Source organism: Wolbachia endosymbiont (group A) of Chalcis sispes (assembly GCF_964026765.1).
Classification (GTDB): domain Bacteria; phylum Pseudomonadota; class Alphaproteobacteria; order Rickettsiales; family Anaplasmataceae; genus Wolbachia; species Wolbachia pipientis.
This window is the reverse complement of record NZ_OZ034697.1, coordinates 476,259-492,884: the sequence shown is the minus strand read 5'-3', so window position 1 is coordinate 492,884 and position 16,626 is coordinate 476,259. Positions and strand designations below refer to the sequence as shown.

Genomic DNA, 16,626 nt, shown 5'->3' with positions numbered 1-16,626 from the left:
TAAAAGAAAAGGAAAATTGCAAGCAATTTATCTAAAATCCTAGAATTAACTACGACTCCAAAAACTTTTCTGCATCAAGCGCAGCCATGCATCCTGTTCCTGCTGCAACTACTGCTTGACGATATACCTTATCTTGAACATCACCTGCAGCAAACACTCCTGCCCTACTAGTTAAAGTTGTTTCAGGTTTTGTAATTATATAACCCTGCTGATCCATTTCAACAAAGCCTTTAAAAATACCCGTATTTGGTGCATGCCCGATTGCAATGAACACTCCATCCACTTTTAATTCTTGGGTTTCTGCTGATTTAATCGCAATACCAGCAACCCTTTTTGGATTTTCTTCTCCAAGAATCTGCTCTACGGTATGGTTCCACATTACTTTTATTTTATCATTTTTAAAGAGCCTATCTTGCATTACTTTTTCCGCTCTTAATTTATCACGCCTGTGTATTAATATCACTTCTTTGGCAAATCGAGTTAAAAATATTGCTTCTTCAACAGCAGTGTTTCCACCACCAATCACAGCTACAACTTTATTCCTAAAAAATGCACCATCACAAGTTGCACAAGCTGAAACTCCGTAACCTTGAAATTCCTTTTCACTCTTGAGACCAAGCCATTTTGCTTGCGCACCAGATGCAATTATAATTGCATCTGAATAGTAGTCATTGATATTACCAGAAGATCTAAACCTATACTCATTAGAATCCTCAAGTTGTTCAACGCTTTTTATCTCATCATCTATTATTTTTGCTCCAACCTTTTCTGCATGCAACCTCATTTGCTCCATTAGTTCTGGACCCTGTATTGAAACAAAACCAGGATAGTTTTCAACATCTGTAGTAATTGTAAGCTGACCACCAGGCTGCATTCCCGTTACTACAATTGGCTCTAAGTTTGCACGTGCTGCATATATAGCAGCAGCATAACCCGCTGCCCCAGATCCAATAATAAGAACTTTTGTACTAAATTTATAATTCTTCACTGTATGAGTTTAGATAATCAGCTACTCCTTCATCGCTTGCCTGCATTGCTGGCTTACCTTTCTTCCACCCTGCTGGACATACTTCACCATGCTCCTCATTATGTTTAATTGCATCAACGATTCTAACGAATTCATCGATATTACGCCCTAAAGGCAAATCATTTATCGATTGATGACGTACAATAAATTTATCATCAATAACGAAAGTTGCTCTCAGCGCAATTGAGTCATCATATAAGACCCCATAGTCTCTTGATATAGACTTTTTGATATCAGACACTAAAGTGTAGCTAATCTCTCCAATACCACCATCATTAACTGGAGTGTTTCGCCATTTATAATGTGAAAATTTTGAATCCACACTTATTCCTATCACTTCAACACCACGCTTTGCAAACTCATTTATTCTATTATTGAGCGATATCAATTCAGTTGGGCAAACAAAAGTAAAATCAAGTGGATAGAAAAAAAGGACAGCATACTTATTTTTTATGCGCTTACTCAGACAGAAATCATCAACAATTTCTCCGTCAGAGAGAACAGATGAAGCAGTAAAATCGATAGCAGATTTTGTTACAAGATTCATAATTAACCTATTCTTTTAAAATAACTTCAATTTTACATCTTGATAAACTTATATGCAAGTTTTCTTTGGTTTTAGTCCTATAAAAACTTCCTAAAGTAGCTCTTCTTTTTTACCGATAAGATACAATCCAGGTTGGAATACTGAGTTGGTGAGTATAAAATTCTACGTCATGCCACCGCGAACCGTCATACCGCCACGAACCGTCATACCGCGATTCATTCGCGGTATCTCTAGATCCCGCTAACAAGTAGCGGGATGACGGTTGTCGTTTAGCTATAAATGTTAAAAAATTTGCCAAACGAAAAAAAAGGCAAAAGAAGCCCCGTGGTTGGCTAATTACTTACATTATACTTTCAAGTATGGCGTTTTTTTATTCTAAACGTTTAATAACCGCGATTCAGTTGCTTTTAAGCCGCAACTAATCTAAATTATAAACATTAAGAAATTTACTAAACAGAAAAAAAGGCAAAAGAAACCCTAGGGTAGCTAGTTATTCACTATCCATTTTTTAAGTTGGCGTTTTTTTATGTTTTAAATGCTTTATAAGCGCATTTTAGCTTATATTAGGTAAAAACCTAGAAGTTTTATAAAGACATAAGGTGCACATAGTGCAAAAAATTAAACATGAGACGCCAGATACGTGAGTTTTTTTGTCATTTAATCTGTACAGAGAAGATAAATAAATAGCTTCAGTTTCATGATAAGGGAGTTGGCGGAGTTTGTCAAGTAAGTTTTTCGCTTCTGCGGGCTACTTGAATAACGGCTACAATGTTCATACAGCTATGTACATAGCTGGAACCCAAAAAAAGAACCAAGTAGCCTTGGCTACTTGGATGACAAAAGGTAATACAAGAAATCTATTGGCTCTCGTATATCTTAGTGAAACTTAACAAGTTTATCTATAGTTTTAGTGATGATTCTTGGAGTATCCGGAGAAACTGCTGAGCTCAGCCTATTTAACCGCTCTATAGCGAACTCGCTATTCTCATTTGCTATGAAATCACATAAAATATTTTCTATATCCTTAGTAACACTTTCATGCTTTCTCAGAGGATGATTATGTGGATACCTACTGATGGTTTTGATACTGGAATACTCAACAAAAGCTTGATCCTTAAAAGCAAGTTGTCTCAATTTCTCTTTGAATTTTCCTTCTTCCTCTTTTGCTAAAAGGCGAGACTTTATCAGTGATTTTATAATCAAATTTATAGCTTGATGTATTTCAGAATGCACTATAACTTTAATGGTATTTTCTTCTACTATACAATCATAAATATTTTTTTCGCTCTGTAACGACTCTATTAATTTCTTGCTACTTTGTGAATTCAATTCCAAATTCTCCTCACTCATAGGAGTTATTATGAAGGTGTTCTTACTCACTCTGATGTTAAATTGTGGAGAGCCTTCAGAAAAGGAAAATGCTACATCCTTAAATTCAAGTGCATGATTGTATGCAGCAAAAAGGGTGTGTGTTATAACACTGCTGGGCACCTTCATTCCATGTTTACTCAGGTGGTTCAATACATTTTCAACCTCATGATATGTAAAGTCTGTATCTTTTAGCAATTCAACAACTTCTATGCCGTTGTGTTGTTTATACTCTATTCTCACTTCTTCTGTAAAAAGTGTTTTAGCTGCTATATGTTTATCAAGCACTGTGAAAATCTTGATGAAATTCTCTAAATCTTGTTTGTTAACTAATTCGATACTAATTAAGTTTCTGCTAATAATTGAAATATTTTTTGTCATTTTTTCCCACTAAAAAAACTCACTGAATGAATTGTATTTTTAATTCATTAAGAATTGTTTAAAGTGAGCATACTAGTTTTCATTTACGTATTACACGACAAAACAAGATAAAAAGTTACATAAAATCATCATGTGGTATAACACACTCTCCACATTCATCATTGCTGTTTGTGTAGGTTGTGACATCAATGTGATTGTCATTATTATTTAGCATATCATCCAACTTTCCTTCTTTTTCAAGATCCATCAATTTGTCACACCCCCCAATGTGCTTATCGTTGATAAAAATCTGTGGAACTGTTCTAACGTTATACTTTGATTTTATGTCGTTAAATAGATCTGAGCTTTTGAGCACATCGATTTCTTCATACTTCACACCTTTTTTATCCAGCAACTCTTTTGCTTTTTTGCAGAATGGGCAGTGCTGCTTTACATATATTATAACTTTTTCTTTAGTATTTTTCACAATTTATCTCCGTAGCTTACTAAAATATAGTTATTATATATAAGAAACATGTAAAAACATCAAATTGTATGAAAATTATTTATAATTGTGAGCAAGGAATAGAAAATAATATAGCACTAACCTTCGGAAATTTCGATGGCATTCATTTAGGACACGAGTTTGCAATTTCTACTCTAAAGAAGGTAGCACAAGAAAGAGGATTACCCTCTGCAGTTTTAACTTTTGAGCCTCACCCATCAACTGTTTTATTTGGTAGAAACAATTTTAGGTTAATAGACCAAGAACAAAAAAAGGAACTAATCAGCAGCTATGGTATAGATTACTTATATATTATTAATTTCAATAGAGGTTTTTCTGAGGTTAGCTGCGATGACTTTATCAGTGAGATTTTAATAGATAAATATGGCGCTAAACACATAATTGTCGGAGAAAATTGCACTTTTGGTCATAAACGATTGGGTAATATATTAACTCTAGAGAAATATTCTGAAATATATGGATATTCTTTGACTAAATTAGAGCCATTAACAATTGACGGCAAAATTTGCTCTTCTTCTTCAATAAGGGAGTATGTACAAAGGGGCGAAATAGAAATTGCTAATAAATTGCTCGGCAGGCCTTATCAAGTTTCTGGTGTTGTGACAAAAGGTGCATGTAGAGGTAGAGAAATAGGATTTCCAACCATAAATATTCCTATAGAAGATTGCATGATAAAACCTAAGTTTGGCACATATTACGCTAGAGTGACTTTTCCTGATAGTAATCCAAATTGGTTATATGGAGTAGTCAATATTGGTATGAGACCTACATTTAAGGATCTGAAAAAGCCTATAATAGAAATGCACATATTCGATTTTGATGAAGACGTATATAGTCATAAAGTCAATATACAACTTTTAAAATTCATAAGGTCAGAAAAAAAATTCCATAGTATTGAGGAGTTAACAAAACAGATAAATTATGATATACTTAAAGTTTATAGGTTAAAGGCAAATTTATGAAAAAGTTATGCTTAGTTGTTATATTAATTATAGTATTGATTGACCAAACGAGCAAATTGTACATAAACTCATTGATTGATGAAGGAGAATCAATTGAGATCGCTAGTTTTATAAAACTAGTTGAAGTTTGGAATTCAGGTATTAGTTTTGGAATGTGTAGCGCTTTACCACATGGCGGTTTCTTTTTTTCAGCATTTTCAATACTAATAATTGGTATACTTGCATATTTGATATACAAGTCTGACGATCAGTCAACTTACCTTGGTTTTTCTCTGATGATTGGTGGAGCAATCGGAAACGTAGTTGATAGGATCTATTGGGGAGCTGTATATGATTTCATATATTTTCATATTGATGATTGGTATTGGCCAGCCTTTAATTTAGCAGATTTATCTATAGTTTGTGGAATGTTTACATTGTTATATAAGTGGTATATATACGATATGCTTATTTCTAAACAAAATGAGGAATAAAATAATTGTTTTTATATTAGGTCGAAATAATGCTTCATAAGTTTTTTAGTTTTCTTATACTACCTGTACTTTTTTTTACTTACCCAATTTCTTCGAATGCTTTAAACATAGAGCACAACATAAAATATACTAAACTCAGTAACGGACTAGATGTTTATGTTGTTTCTAATCATCGGATTCCAGCCGTTTTACATGCAGTAATATACAAAGTTGGGGGAATGGATGATCCAATCGGCAAAGCAGGATTGGCTCACTACTTTGAACATTTAATGTTTGAAACTACAGGGAAGTTCACAGATATAGAAGCCACTATGAGTAGCATTGGGGCTCAATTTAACGCATTTACCACTAAAGAATATACCTGTTATTTTGAGTTGATCCCCAAAAAAGATTTACCACTTGCAATGGAAGTTGAAGCAGATAGAATGGGCAGCTTTAATGTTACTCAAGACAAAATAGATAGAGAAAAAAACATTGTGTTGGAAGAAAGAAAAATGAGATTTGATAATCATCCTAACAACTTGTTATGGGAAGAAATGAATAGTGCATTTTACCGTACTGGCTATGGTAGGTCTGTTATCGGCTGGGAGAGCGATATCAAAACTTACAATTTGGATGACATAACGAGGTTTCATGATAACTATTATCACTCCGGCAATGCAATATTACTGATTGTGGGTGATGTGGAACTTGATGAAGTAGTGAAATTAGCAGAAGAAAAATATGGCGAAATTAAAGCTAAGCCTGTAATGAGAAATTACCCAAATCAGGATCCAGTGCATAATGCAGGTCTATCGGTGACCTTAGAGAGCACTGAAGTAAAAGAACCAGTTTTATATTTTCGTTATCGTGTACCCTTATTTGAGCATATAAATGAAGCTTCCGCTGCTCATTTAGCGGTTGAAATTTTAGGTGGCGGCAAATCCAGCAAACTGTATAATGATCTGGTTTTAGATGAAGATGTGGCAGTATCAGTGTTTGCTTATTATAATAGCCTAGCTTTTAGTGATGGCTACATTGATATTCAGGTCATTCCAAAAAGCGGAGTTAATTTAGATATTGTTGAAAGAGAGTTAGATAATGCTATTAATAACTTCATGTCTAAAGGAATAACGGATGAGGAGTTGCAAAGCTCGAAATATAGATACAAAGCAGCACAGTTTGATAATCTATCTGACTTAACTCATATAGCGATGTTCTATGTGCCACACCTTGCACTTGGTATTCCACTTGATGAAATAGATATTTCATATAGCAAAATAGATGATGTTAATTTAGAGGATGTAAATAACAAAATTCGTACTATCTTTTCTTCCAATAAGTTAATTGGTCGTTTATTACCAAAAGGAGATAATAATGAGAATAAGTAAAATTATATTTCTATTTTTTTTCTGTCTAGGCTTTAATTTACAAGCAAGTGGTAACCTAAATATAGAGGAGGTCACTACCCGTAAAGGATTTAAGTTTTTATTTGTAGAAAATCATGATTTGCCAAAAGTTTCACTAAATATATCGTTCAAGGATGCAGGTTATGTGTATGAGAATAAGGAAAAACAGGGGCTTGCTTGGTTTACTTCTCTTGTAATCCAAGAAGGGGCAGGAAAAAATGATGCCAAAGATTTTGCGAAAAAGCTTGAAGATAAAGGGATTAGTTTAAATTTTATTGCTGATTTAGAAGCATTTAGGGTTTCATTAAATACTTTGTCTGACAATCTAGAGGAAGCAATTTCATTACTGAGCGATACTATAATGCGTCCTAAAGTTGACCCTGAAGGGTTGAATAGAGTTTTCGAGAAAGCCAAAGTTGATTTTAATAATCTTGAAAAAAATCCTTATTTTGTTGCTGGAAAAGAATTAGATACGTTATTGTTTAAAAAACATCCTTACTCAAAAAGTGTGTACGGTACTCTTGATACTATAATGAGCATTACTAGAGACGATGTTTTAACATACATAAAGCGTAATTTTGCTAAAGATAACATAGTTATCAGTGTTGCTGGTTGTGCAAAAAAAGAAGAAATTATTACGCTATTAGATAAATATTTATCTAAATTGCCGTCAAAAAGATCAAAAGTTAGAAAAATACCTGTAAAAAATAATTTTGGTTCTGCAGAAAGTAAGAATATTTTTATGGATATACCACAGAGTGTGATACTTTTTGCTCAAAAAGGTATAGCTTATGAAGATCCTAATTATTATAACGCTGGTGTCTTAATTGATGCACTTGGTGGCATGAGGCTGAATTCAATATTAATGACAGAACTGAGGCAAAACTTGGGTATTACTTATGGTGTTTATGCAAGTATTATTTCCAATAAACATGGAAATATTATATCTGGATTTATAAGTACTGATAGTTCTACTGCTGGCAAAGCTATATCAGCAGTAAAAGATACATTTAGCAGAATAAAAAAGCAAGGAATTGACGAACAATTGTTCAAGGATGCAAAAATTGGCTTGGTAAATAATCTTGTCCTTTTCCTGTCCAATAACACAAATACAGCAACGCTGCTAGATAATATGCAGATAAATGATCGTGATGTTAACCGTATAAATAATTATGCGAATATCATTAATGATGTTAAATTAGAGGAAGTAAACGAACTGGCAAGTTCTTTGCTGGAACCAGAAAATTTATTTTTTGTTGAAGTTGGAAGAAACACTCAAGGTCAATAATTATTACAGTCATATATCTTCTGCTATTGACCTTACTGCTTCTACATAACACTTATGCTCCTCAGCTAGAATGCGTTCTGAAAGGCTTTGAACATCATCATTCGGTAGCACTGGCACAGCAACTTGAGCAATTACGGCTCCAGCATCAACTTCAGGAGTGACATAATGTACAGTACAACCTGTAATTTTTACACCTGCTTTTAGAGCTTGCTCTTGAGCGTTTAGACCTTTAAAAGACGGAAGTAAAGAGGGATGAATATTTATCACCTTGTTATGCCATTTACTCAGAAAATCAGCTTTGAGAATTCTCATAAACCCTGCAAGGCAAATTAAATCAACCTTATGTTGAACAAGTATTTCGTGAATTTTACCAGCATCAAGCGGTTTATCTTTAACAATAAACGCTGAGATTCCTGCTTGCTCTGCTATTTTCAGACCAGCAGCTTCGCTATTATTTGTGATAACACATGCAACTTCTGCGGAAAAATTCTGATCTTGACATGCTTCTATTAAGGCCTGCATATTCGACCCCCTACCTGAAATTAGTATTCCGAGTTTTATCTTTTTCATTATAGCACAGTTAGTTTAGAATTTAGTTAATACTAACAAAACAGCTCAAAAGGAAAACTTATTTTATAGCAAAGAAGGCAGACTAAACTCTTTATATAAGTGGACCTCTAATTTTGGACCTCACTGGACAACACAAAATAACGAATAGCCCCATGTACCCAGCTAAAACTAGCTTTAATGCTTAGATATTGTGCTATTTTTGTATAATATACCACTATAAGTATATATTTTTGTAATCGCGTTATTATTTATTTAACAAAGTATTAGTATAATTTATTACACTGGATTAAATGGAGAAAGTTCAATGAGTAAATTACCGAACAATGCAAAAATAGGTAAATCTCAGGTTACTCAGTGGGAGGTAATAAAAAATTGTGAATATGCTGATAATTGCTTGTCAAAAATAGTAACTTTGTACGTTATTAGAATAACTCAGCTATCAGATTTTTATACGAGTGACGAACCTGAAATTAACACTGTTTTAGCAAGAATAAGCGTGACAAGTGAAAATGTATTTTTAAACAAGGCTACTACTATTGAAGTTATGGAAGGTATTTTTCCGTATAAATTCAACAGCAAGAAGAGAAATAACGTATTAAGGTTAGAAGATTTGTATAATTATTTATGTTCTATTGTTAACAATAGCCTTCCAAAAGAAATGCTTGAAAGTCTTGTAAGGGAATATAAGGATGCTGTTAACTTATTTAAAGCAATTACTTAACTGAACGTAGTATTTTTAAGATTTTATTTTCTATTTCAGAAATGCCGCTTTCAAGATCTTTATCTATCAAATACATGGTAGAGAAATATGTTTTCTGCTTACTTTCAACATTGATAGTTAAAGTTCCGGGAGTGATTGTGACTGAATTGGCAAATAACGCAATGCTTTCGTCATTATGCCCTTTGCATTTTCTTAGGATAATAATCGGTTCAAGCTTAGATTTGAGTTGTAGCACCTTTTTTGTTACATAAACACTTGATAAAATGATTTGGTACATTAACCATGGTATATAACTTACTAACTTATAAAACGACAGTCTACTCGTACTATTTAAAATCTGGCTAAGAGCTCTTTCAGCGTTTATCAACCTTCTAAAGATAAACGATGTGAATATACAGGAAAACACTCCACAAAAAATAAAAAACGGCTCAAAATCACCAGACAATACAGTCCATAGAACAAATAAAATTATAAATGACAGAGAAAAAAACTTGATTTCCTTCCTAAAGTTGAGGTTTTTCATAGTCTGTAATATAACTAAAATGACTCTTTAAGGAAAGATAATAACGAATATTTAGGTTCTTGACTTCTATGTTAAAAGATATAACAACTAAGTTATATCTTTTAAGTGAGGAAGTTATGGAATATGATAAATTTATGGAAATATTAAAAAAAATAAATGACCTTTCAGATTTGAGCAAGGACAATATAGTTGAAAAAATAAAAGCTAAGTTACAAGAAGAAGATCCAGATTTATGTCAAGAGTGGGAAAAGAGTAAACCTGACAATGATAGTGGATCTGGCATAAATTACATATTTACTATATCTCGTGGTCAAAATTCTAAGAACCTGTTTAAAATCTCGGAGAGATAAGGTAAAATAGTGGTAGATTAAGAATGAGGTATATCTATGCGTAAAAATTATCCAAGTGATATAAGTCGAGAGCAATTTGAAAAAATCAGACCAATACTAGAGAGTAGCAGGAAGAAAACGAGACCAAGAAAACTTGATTTGTATGATGTATTTCGTACAGTGTTATACGTCCTAAAAAGTGGTTGCCAGTGGAGAATGTTGCCAAAAGATTTTCCAAGGTGGGAAAGCGTATATTACTATTTTCAAATGTGGAATAAAAAGAATGGAGAAGAACCAAGTTTGTTGGAATTAGTTTTAAAAAAAATTGGTTGGAGAGATCCGTATCAACAATGGTCGGAAAGAGAAAACTAGCTTCTGTATAATTGATGCTCAAAGTGTTAAAAACACAGATACTGCTGAAAAAAAGGGCTATGATGCAGGTAAAAAGATTTCAGGCATAAAGCGTCATATTGCAGTTGATACTCAAGGTCTACCACATGCAATTTATGTAACAACAGCAGAAGTAACTGATCGTAGTAGCGCTGTAAGAACCTGTTTAAAATCTTCGTAATAGGAGAGAAATGAAGGAAAGGACAATCATTTGCAAGCTGGTATTGAGTTTACGTTCGCAATTTTTCCATAGCCGTCTACACTTTTCTAACCAAGCAAAAGAACGCTCAACAACCCATCTCTTTGGCAATACAACAAAAGAATGTAATTCACTGCGCTTTATTACCTCAACAGTTGCACCAATAATATCTTTTATTTGGGTTGCAAAAATTTTTCCTGTGTAGCCTGCATCAACCAATATATTTTTGACTTCAGAAAGGGTATCTTTAGCATTTTCAACCATTCTTACAGCGCTACTACGATCAGTTACTTCTGCTGTTGTTACATAAATTGCATGTGGTAGACCTTGAGTATCAACTGCAATATGACGCTTTATGCCTGAAATCTTTTTACCTGCATCATAGCCCTTTTTTTCAGCAGTATCTGTGTTTTTAACACTTTGAGCATCAATTATACAGAAGCTAGTTTTCTCTTTCCGACCATTGTTGATACGGATCTCTCCAACCAATTTTTTTTAAAACTAATTCCAACAAACTTGGTTCTTCTCCATTCTTTTTATTCCACATTTGAAAATAGTAATATACGCTTTCCCACCTTGGAAAATCTTTTGGCAACATTCTCCACTGGCAACCACTTTTTAGGACGTATAACACTGTACGAAATACATCATACAAATCAAGTTTTCTTGGTCTCGTTTTCTTCCTGCTACTCTCTAGTATTGGTCTGATTTTTTCAAATTGCTCTCGACTTATATCACTTGGATAATTTTTACGCATAGATATACCTCATTCTTAATCTACCACTATTTTACCTCATCTCTCCGAGATTTTAAACAGGTTCTAAGGGAAGTAATGTCACAACCGCGATTTGAGATTCCAGGCGAAGCAGATGTTCCAATTTCTGCGGATTGGTAATTCAGCGCTAGATCCAAGTAGTCACGCTACTTGGATGACGTCATACGGTCCTCGGATGACGAAAAAAAGGACTCGGATAACACCCTACAATGTCATTCCAGCGCGTGACGCTGGAATCCAGGTCTTTTTAGCTATCATAGGATGACAGAAGCAGACCCTCCACTTTGTCATTCCAGTACCCTCTTCTTGTCATGAAAGTAGCTGACACTGGTCTCCATCCAAGAGGGTGTCATCCGAGTAGCTGACACTGGTTTACTTTATGATGATGTCATGCAAGTAGCTTTCCATCCAAAAGGGTGTCATCCCAGTGCCTTGACTACTTGGATCCAGAAAAAAGAATGGTGTCATGAAAGTAGCCTCCTTCTCCTGTCATCCCAGTGCCTATTTCTTTGTCATCCCAGTGCCTTGACTACTTGGATCCAGGAAAGTTTGCTTGTGAGCAAGCAAACTAGCATAGAAAGTGGTTACAACATTTTCGATGAGATTATATGGAAAACTGGATCCCAGTGTCAAGCACTGGGATGATATCATCCTTCTACGTCATACCGCGATTCATTCGCGGTATCTCTAGATCCCGCTAACACGTAGCGGGATGACGAGCTTATCGTCATGCCACCATGAACCGTCATACCGCCACGAACCGTCATACCTTAACATAGATCCCGCTAACAAGCAGCGGGATGACGGTTGTTGTTTAGCTATAAATGTTAAGAAATTTACCAAACGAAAAAAAAGGCAAAAGAAGCCCCGTGGTGGTTGGCTATTTACTATGTACTAAAATATCGGCGTTTTTTTTATTCTAAAACGCTTGATTAAGAGCGATTTAGCTGCTTTTAACTTGCAACTAACCTACACCGCAAGTGTTTAAGAAATTTACTAGGCAGAAAAAAAAGGCAAAGAAAACCCGTGGTAGCTAGTTATTACACTCTCTATTTTAAAATTTGACGTTGGGTGATGTCTTGAACGCTTTATAAGCGCGTTTCAGCTTATGTAGGTAAAAACCTAGAAATTTTATAAAGACATAAGGTGCACATAGTGCAAAAAATTAAGCATGATTTACGCCAAATACATTAAGTTTTTTGTCATTAATCCACTGCAGAGATTGCGAAGATAAATAAATAGCTTCAGTGTTATAATAAGGGGGCTGGCGAAGCTTGTCAAGGAAGTTTTTATGATTTATCTAACGAACTTTACACTTGCTAAAGTTGTACCATCTTGGTAACTTTAACTGAAAGAAGTTATTTTTTATCCAATATGAAAAAAGCCTTTATATTCACATCCTTAATAGCAATTATATTGATAGTTATTACTTATTTATACAGAAACGACGGAACTAATGACTCACAAGTGGTAAATGTTTATTCATCGCGCAAAGAAGAATTAGTACGTACTTTGTTTGATGAATTCACGAAAAATACAGGTATTAAAGTACGTTACATCATTGATGATTATTCTCAGCTACTTTCACGAATGGAAAACGGTGGTGAAGCTGACTTATTTTTGACTGCTGATGCAATCAACTTAATTCTAGCAAAAAAAAGAGGACTTTTATCTCAAGTAGATTCAGAGGTTTTAAAAAGTGTTATACCTGCAAGATTTAGAGACAGTGAAGATTATTGGTTTGGTCTTACAAAAAGAGCTAGGATATTGGTTTACAATAAAGAGTCAGTAGACCCTAAGGACTTAAGTACTTATGAAGATTTAGCAAATGAAAAATGGAAAGGAAAAATATTAGTGCGTTCTTCTACAAGTCCATATAACAGATCGTTAATTGCTTTTATGATTGCAAATAATGGTTTTGAAAAGACGAAAGAATGGGTAAGCGGAATTGTGAGCAATATGGCAAGAAAACCAAGTGGTGGTGATACTGATCAAATTTACGCCGTAGCAGCGGGTGAGGGAGATGTTGCAATAGTGAACAGCTACTACTTTGCGAGAATTCTTTTATCAGAAAATAAAAAGAATGTTGCAGACAAGCTAGGGGCTTTTTTTCCTAATCGCAACGATCACGGTGTAATGGTAAACATCAGTGGTGCAGCAGTAACAAAAAACGCAAAAAACAGGGAAAATGCTATAGTCTTATTGGAATTTTTAGTAAGCAAGCAGGCTCAAGAGTTATACGCTAAAAAAAACCAAGAATATCCTATTATTGAAGGCGTTGAAACTTCCGATATACTAAAATCTTGGGGAAATTATTCACAAAGTGATTTGCCTCTAAGTGAACTTGAGAAGCATCTTTTTGAGGCTGTTATGATAGCGGATGAGTGTAAGTGGAAGTAATCCCCAGCGCCACTAAACATTGGGATGAAAGATTTATGCTAATGTACCTTACTCTTAACTTGCTGGACTTTTTCTTCCTTCTAACTTAATTTTGACTTTACTATCTTTTTCCGTTCTTCCACCAAAACAATTGCTGCACAAGAGGTCTATTGAAAAACGATAATAAGAAAGTAGAATTGGTTCAAGTAGTTGGACAACAATTGCATGTTAAAAGGAAATTATGAATAACAGAAGGAATTTGTTAAACATCTCAGACCTCACAGTCGATGACGTTGAAAATATAACTAAGTTGGCTAGCCAGTACCTTAAAAAAGAAGTTGCAAATGGTCATATCTTGGAAAATAAGACAGTAATAAATTTATTCTTTGAAGATTCAACGCGTACACTTGCGTCTTTTGAAATAGCAGCAAAAAGCCTTGGAGCAAATGTTGTAACTTTGCCAATAAGATCTTCTTCTATTAACAAGGGAGAAAATCTAAAAGACATGATCAAAACATTAAATGCAATGAATCCTGATTACATAATAATCAGGCATAAAAGTAGTGGTATCATTAATACACTGGCAAAGTATGTTAACTGCTCGCTAATCAACGCAGGCGATGGAAGCAGTGAACATCCAACTCAAGCTCTTGCAGACTATCTTGTAATCAGCAGTCATAAAAAGCAAATAAAGGATCTCAAAGTTGTGATATGTGGAGATATTCTGCACAGCAGAGTTGCAAGGTCAAATATAAGGTTGCTAAAAATGTTTGGAGCAGAGATAAGCTTGGTCGCACCACCAACTTTAATTTGTAAGCATTTTCCTGAAGTAGATTCAGTCCATTATTCATTAATTGAAGGTATAAAAGATGCTGATGTAATTATGCTTTTAAGGCTGCAGAGAGAGCGCATGAATAATAGTTCTTCAGAGAAAGAATATTTTCATTTGTATGGACTTGATTCACAAAAGCTATCATACGCAAAACCAGATGCGATTGTTATGCACCCAGGGCCAATAAACAGAGGGATTGAGATTAGCAGTGATGTAGCAGATTGTGTTATTTTACAGCAAGTAGAATTCGGATTGGCAATACGTAAGGCAGTGCTGCACTATTATAGATATTAAAAAATGCTACACAACTAATGCGAAAGAAGGGTTTTTTCATGAAATGACGAGAATGGCCACTAAGATGTTAAGGCTGAGGATATGATGTGGAATTTTTTACGAAAGCCTGAAGTCAATCAACAACCTTGCAGAACGGCAAATTAGACGGCTATCGTAAAAACAGCTTTTTCACCTGGTCGGAACATGGAGAAAGATTTGTGGAAAGAATGTTGTCGATATTTTTGACATCACGTCTCAATGGCCAAAATCCCTTCCAAAAGTTACGACTGCTTAGTTCTTTATTCATTCTCACAATCCGTGAACGGTTACAACCTGGATTCCAGCGGGCTTTGTTGCATCGCTAGCTATGATGGATTAAAGATAAAAAAGGTGGAAAATATCAGTAGCTTATTATTCTGGTATTTATAACAAGAACGGTCAGTGAATACCTAAATTTGAGTAAAAGAAATTTCACTACCACTCACTAATCCGGCTAAAATTCAAGAATTTCAATGCTTTAGCTATTTTCAATAGAATTAAATTTATTAATATAAATAACAAATTACTATTCTTAAATTTGATCAGATTGATTGCAAAAAAACAAGATTTTCAATAGGTTGCTTATAATCCTAACTATAGTTAGCCTTTCATAAGTAGCGATGCAACAAAGCCATTCCAGTGTCAGCTACTTTCATAACACCATATTACCTTAACAAAAGCAAATGTTCGTACAGATGTGCATCAGCTACTTTCATCTGCCACCTGCAAATTGCAATGTTCGTACAGTTATGTGTCACGCTACTTGGATGACACCGTTGAAAGAAATGAACCAAAATCGTTTTGAATAGAGGAATAACATTCACAAGTAAAATTTCATATTACCATTTTTTAATTTATGTATTATAATAAACTTAATCTATAAGAAAAACAAAGTTGGAAAAGTTGGAAGAACTAAGCAAAAACTGGGTGATAAGAACGGGAAGATTTTTATCTTCATTGTTTTTTTTACTGTTGATTGCGCTGTCAATACGTAGTTTTTTATTCGAGCCATTTCATATACCTTCTGGTTCAATGAAAAGCACCCTACTTGAAGGGGATTACATTTTTACCAGTAAATATTCATACGGTTACAGTAAACACTCCTTTCCATTTTCTCCAAACATTTTTAGCGGCAGGATTTTTTATACCCCTCCAAAGCGTGGCGACATAGTAGTTTTCAAACCCACGAGAAATGACAGCATCAGGTTTGTTAAGCGAGTAATAGGAACACCAGGTGACAAAGTGCAAATGATAGAGGGAGAATTATACCTAAATGATCAGAAAGTAGAGCGAAGGCAAATTGAAAGTTTTTTTGATTATGAGTCAAATCGTAACATACCAAGATATATAGAAACGCTTTTAAGTGGCAAGGAACATGAGATTTTGGTAGATGACATTTCTAATAAGCTATCATATAATACTCCGGTTTATTATGTACCTAACGATCAATTTTTTGTTATGGGAGACAATAGAAATAATTCTTTAGATAGTAGGTTTCCTGAAGTTGGTTTTGTACCAATGGAAAATATCATTGGGCGTGTAAGCATAGTTGGTTTATCGTTTAAATTGGGAAAGGTCGATTGGTTACCATTTAATTTCAGATTACCTGTTGCTTTGAGATTAAATAGGGTATTGCACAAGGTTGTGTAAGCTTTTT

General features: G+C 34.3%; 18 protein-coding genes and 1 pseudogene. 12 read left to right on the top strand and 7 right to left on the bottom strand.

Annotation, left to right across the window (positions count from 1 at the left end; genetic code table 11):
* Positions 1-49 precede the first annotated feature (49 nt).
* From trxB to grxC, 4 genes are all read right to left on the bottom strand, one after another.
* Entirely contained in the window at positions 50-988 is a 939-nt protein-coding gene (gene trxB / locus AAGD72_RS02490; protein WP_341815030.1) for a thioredoxin-disulfide reductase, read from the bottom strand.
* Positions 975-1,574 (bottom strand): peroxiredoxin, encoded by a 600-nt coding sequence (locus tag AAGD72_RS02485; RefSeq protein WP_012673206.1) that lies wholly within the window; start codon positions 1,572-1,574, stop codon positions 975-977. The genes trxB and AAGD72_RS02485 overlap by 14 nt, the downstream gene beginning before the upstream one ends.
* A gap of 876 nt (positions 1,575-2,450) precedes the next feature.
* Positions 2,451-3,323, bottom strand: a complete 873-nt coding sequence (locus tag AAGD72_RS02480) for a hypothetical protein (RefSeq protein WP_341815029.1) — start codon at positions 3,321-3,323, stop codon at positions 2,451-2,453.
* A gap of 115 nt (positions 3,324-3,438) precedes the next feature.
* Positions 3,439-3,789, bottom strand: coding sequence for a glutaredoxin 3 (grxC, locus tag AAGD72_RS02475; RefSeq protein ID WP_341815027.1), 351 nt, complete (start codon positions 3,787-3,789; stop codon positions 3,439-3,441).
* A 68-nt stretch (positions 3,790-3,857) separates the two neighbouring features.
* Between grxC and ribF the strand changes: the two genes are divergently transcribed.
* From ribF to AAGD72_RS02455, 4 genes are read left to right on the top strand one after another with little or no spacing between them, the layout of a single operon-like run.
* On the top strand, positions 3,858-4,790 hold the full coding sequence (ribF, locus tag AAGD72_RS02470) for a riboflavin biosynthesis protein RibF (RefSeq protein WP_010082493.1): 933 nt from the start codon (positions 3,858-3,860) through the stop codon (positions 4,788-4,790).
* Positions 4,787-5,263 carry a signal peptidase II gene (gene lspA / locus AAGD72_RS02465; RefSeq protein ID WP_006279329.1) on the top strand — a complete coding sequence of 159 codons (477 nt, stop codon included), beginning with the start codon at positions 4,787-4,789 and terminating at the stop codon, positions 5,261-5,263. The genes ribF and lspA overlap by 4 nt, the downstream gene beginning before the upstream one ends.
* A gap of 29 nt (positions 5,264-5,292) precedes the next feature.
* Positions 5,293-6,633 (top strand): pitrilysin family protein, encoded by a 1,341-nt coding sequence (locus tag AAGD72_RS02460; RefSeq protein ID WP_341815025.1) that lies wholly within the window; start codon positions 5,293-5,295, stop codon positions 6,631-6,633.
* A complete protein-coding gene (locus tag AAGD72_RS02455; RefSeq protein WP_341815023.1) occupies positions 6,620-7,939 on the top strand; it encodes a pitrilysin family protein in 1,320 nt (439 codons plus the stop codon). The genes AAGD72_RS02460 and AAGD72_RS02455 overlap by 14 nt, the downstream gene beginning before the upstream one ends.
* 9 nt (positions 7,940-7,948) lie before the next feature.
* Here AAGD72_RS02455 and purN read toward each other — a convergent pair whose 3' ends face one another.
* The gene (purN, locus tag AAGD72_RS02450) at positions 7,949-8,509 is read right to left on the bottom strand and encodes a phosphoribosylglycinamide formyltransferase (RefSeq protein ID WP_341815022.1); all 561 of its coding nucleotides are present in this window, start codon (positions 8,507-8,509) and stop codon (positions 7,949-7,951) included.
* A gap of 304 nt (positions 8,510-8,813) precedes the next feature.
* On the opposite strand from purN, the gene AAGD72_RS02445 reads away from it, so the two are divergent.
* Positions 8,814-9,230, top strand: a complete 417-nt coding sequence (locus tag AAGD72_RS02445) for a hypothetical protein (RefSeq protein ID WP_010082489.1) — start codon at positions 8,814-8,816, stop codon at positions 9,228-9,230.
* Here AAGD72_RS02445 and AAGD72_RS02440 read toward each other — a convergent pair.
* Positions 9,223-9,753 carry a Na+/H+ antiporter subunit E gene (locus AAGD72_RS02440; protein WP_341815021.1) on the bottom strand — a complete coding sequence of 177 codons (531 nt, stop codon included), beginning with the start codon at positions 9,751-9,753 and terminating at the stop codon, positions 9,223-9,225. The genes AAGD72_RS02445 and AAGD72_RS02440 overlap by 8 nt on opposite strands.
* Positions 9,754-9,821: 68 nt before the next feature.
* Here AAGD72_RS02440 and AAGD72_RS02435 point away from each other — a divergent pair, with 68 nt between their 5' ends.
* Both AAGD72_RS02435 and AAGD72_RS02430 read left to right on the top strand, forming a co-directional pair.
* Positions 9,822-10,103, top strand: coding sequence for a hypothetical protein (locus AAGD72_RS02435; RefSeq protein ID WP_341815020.1), 282 nt, complete (start codon positions 9,822-9,824; stop codon positions 10,101-10,103).
* A gap of 36 nt (positions 10,104-10,139) precedes the next feature.
* Positions 10,140-10,632: pseudogene (locus tag AAGD72_RS02430) on the top strand (IS5 family transposase); the annotation flags it as partial.
* Between the two features lie 6 nt (positions 10,633-10,638).
* Here AAGD72_RS02430 and AAGD72_RS02425 read toward each other — a convergent pair.
* A protein-coding gene (locus tag AAGD72_RS02425) for an IS5 family transposase (RefSeq protein WP_341814578.1) occupies positions 10,639-11,428 on the bottom strand; the annotation gives its coding sequence in 2 pieces (ribosomal slippage) (positions 10,639-11,166 and positions 11,168-11,428; 789 coding nt in all).
* 408 nt (positions 11,429-11,836) lie between these two features.
* On the opposite strand from AAGD72_RS02425, the gene AAGD72_RS02420 reads away from it, so the two are divergent.
* The 5 genes from AAGD72_RS02420 (at position 11,837) to lepB (ending at position 16,619) form a co-directional block, all read left to right on the top strand.
* Positions 11,837-12,091, top strand: a complete 255-nt coding sequence (locus tag AAGD72_RS02420) for a hypothetical protein (RefSeq protein ID WP_155969423.1) — start codon at positions 11,837-11,839, stop codon at positions 12,089-12,091.
* 729 nt (positions 12,092-12,820) lie between these two features.
* Positions 12,821-13,846 carry an extracellular solute-binding protein gene (locus tag AAGD72_RS02415; protein WP_095866589.1) on the top strand — a complete coding sequence of 342 codons (1,026 nt, stop codon included), beginning with the start codon at positions 12,821-12,823 and terminating at the stop codon, positions 13,844-13,846.
* Positions 13,847-14,066: 220 nt separating this feature from the next.
* Positions 14,067-14,951: an aspartate carbamoyltransferase catalytic subunit gene (locus AAGD72_RS02410; RefSeq protein ID WP_341815019.1), complete on the top strand. Its 885-nt coding sequence runs from the start codon at positions 14,067-14,069 to the stop codon at positions 14,949-14,951.
* Between the two features lie 701 nt (positions 14,952-15,652).
* Positions 15,653-15,778 carry a hypothetical protein gene (locus AAGD72_RS02405; RefSeq protein ID WP_341815018.1) on the top strand — a complete coding sequence of 42 codons (126 nt, stop codon included), beginning with the start codon at positions 15,653-15,655 and terminating at the stop codon, positions 15,776-15,778.
* Between the two features lie 94 nt (positions 15,779-15,872).
* Positions 15,873-16,619 (top strand): signal peptidase I, encoded by a 747-nt coding sequence (lepB, locus tag AAGD72_RS02400; protein WP_010962911.1) that lies wholly within the window; start codon positions 15,873-15,875, stop codon positions 16,617-16,619.
* Positions 16,620-16,626: the final 7 nt, after the last annotated feature.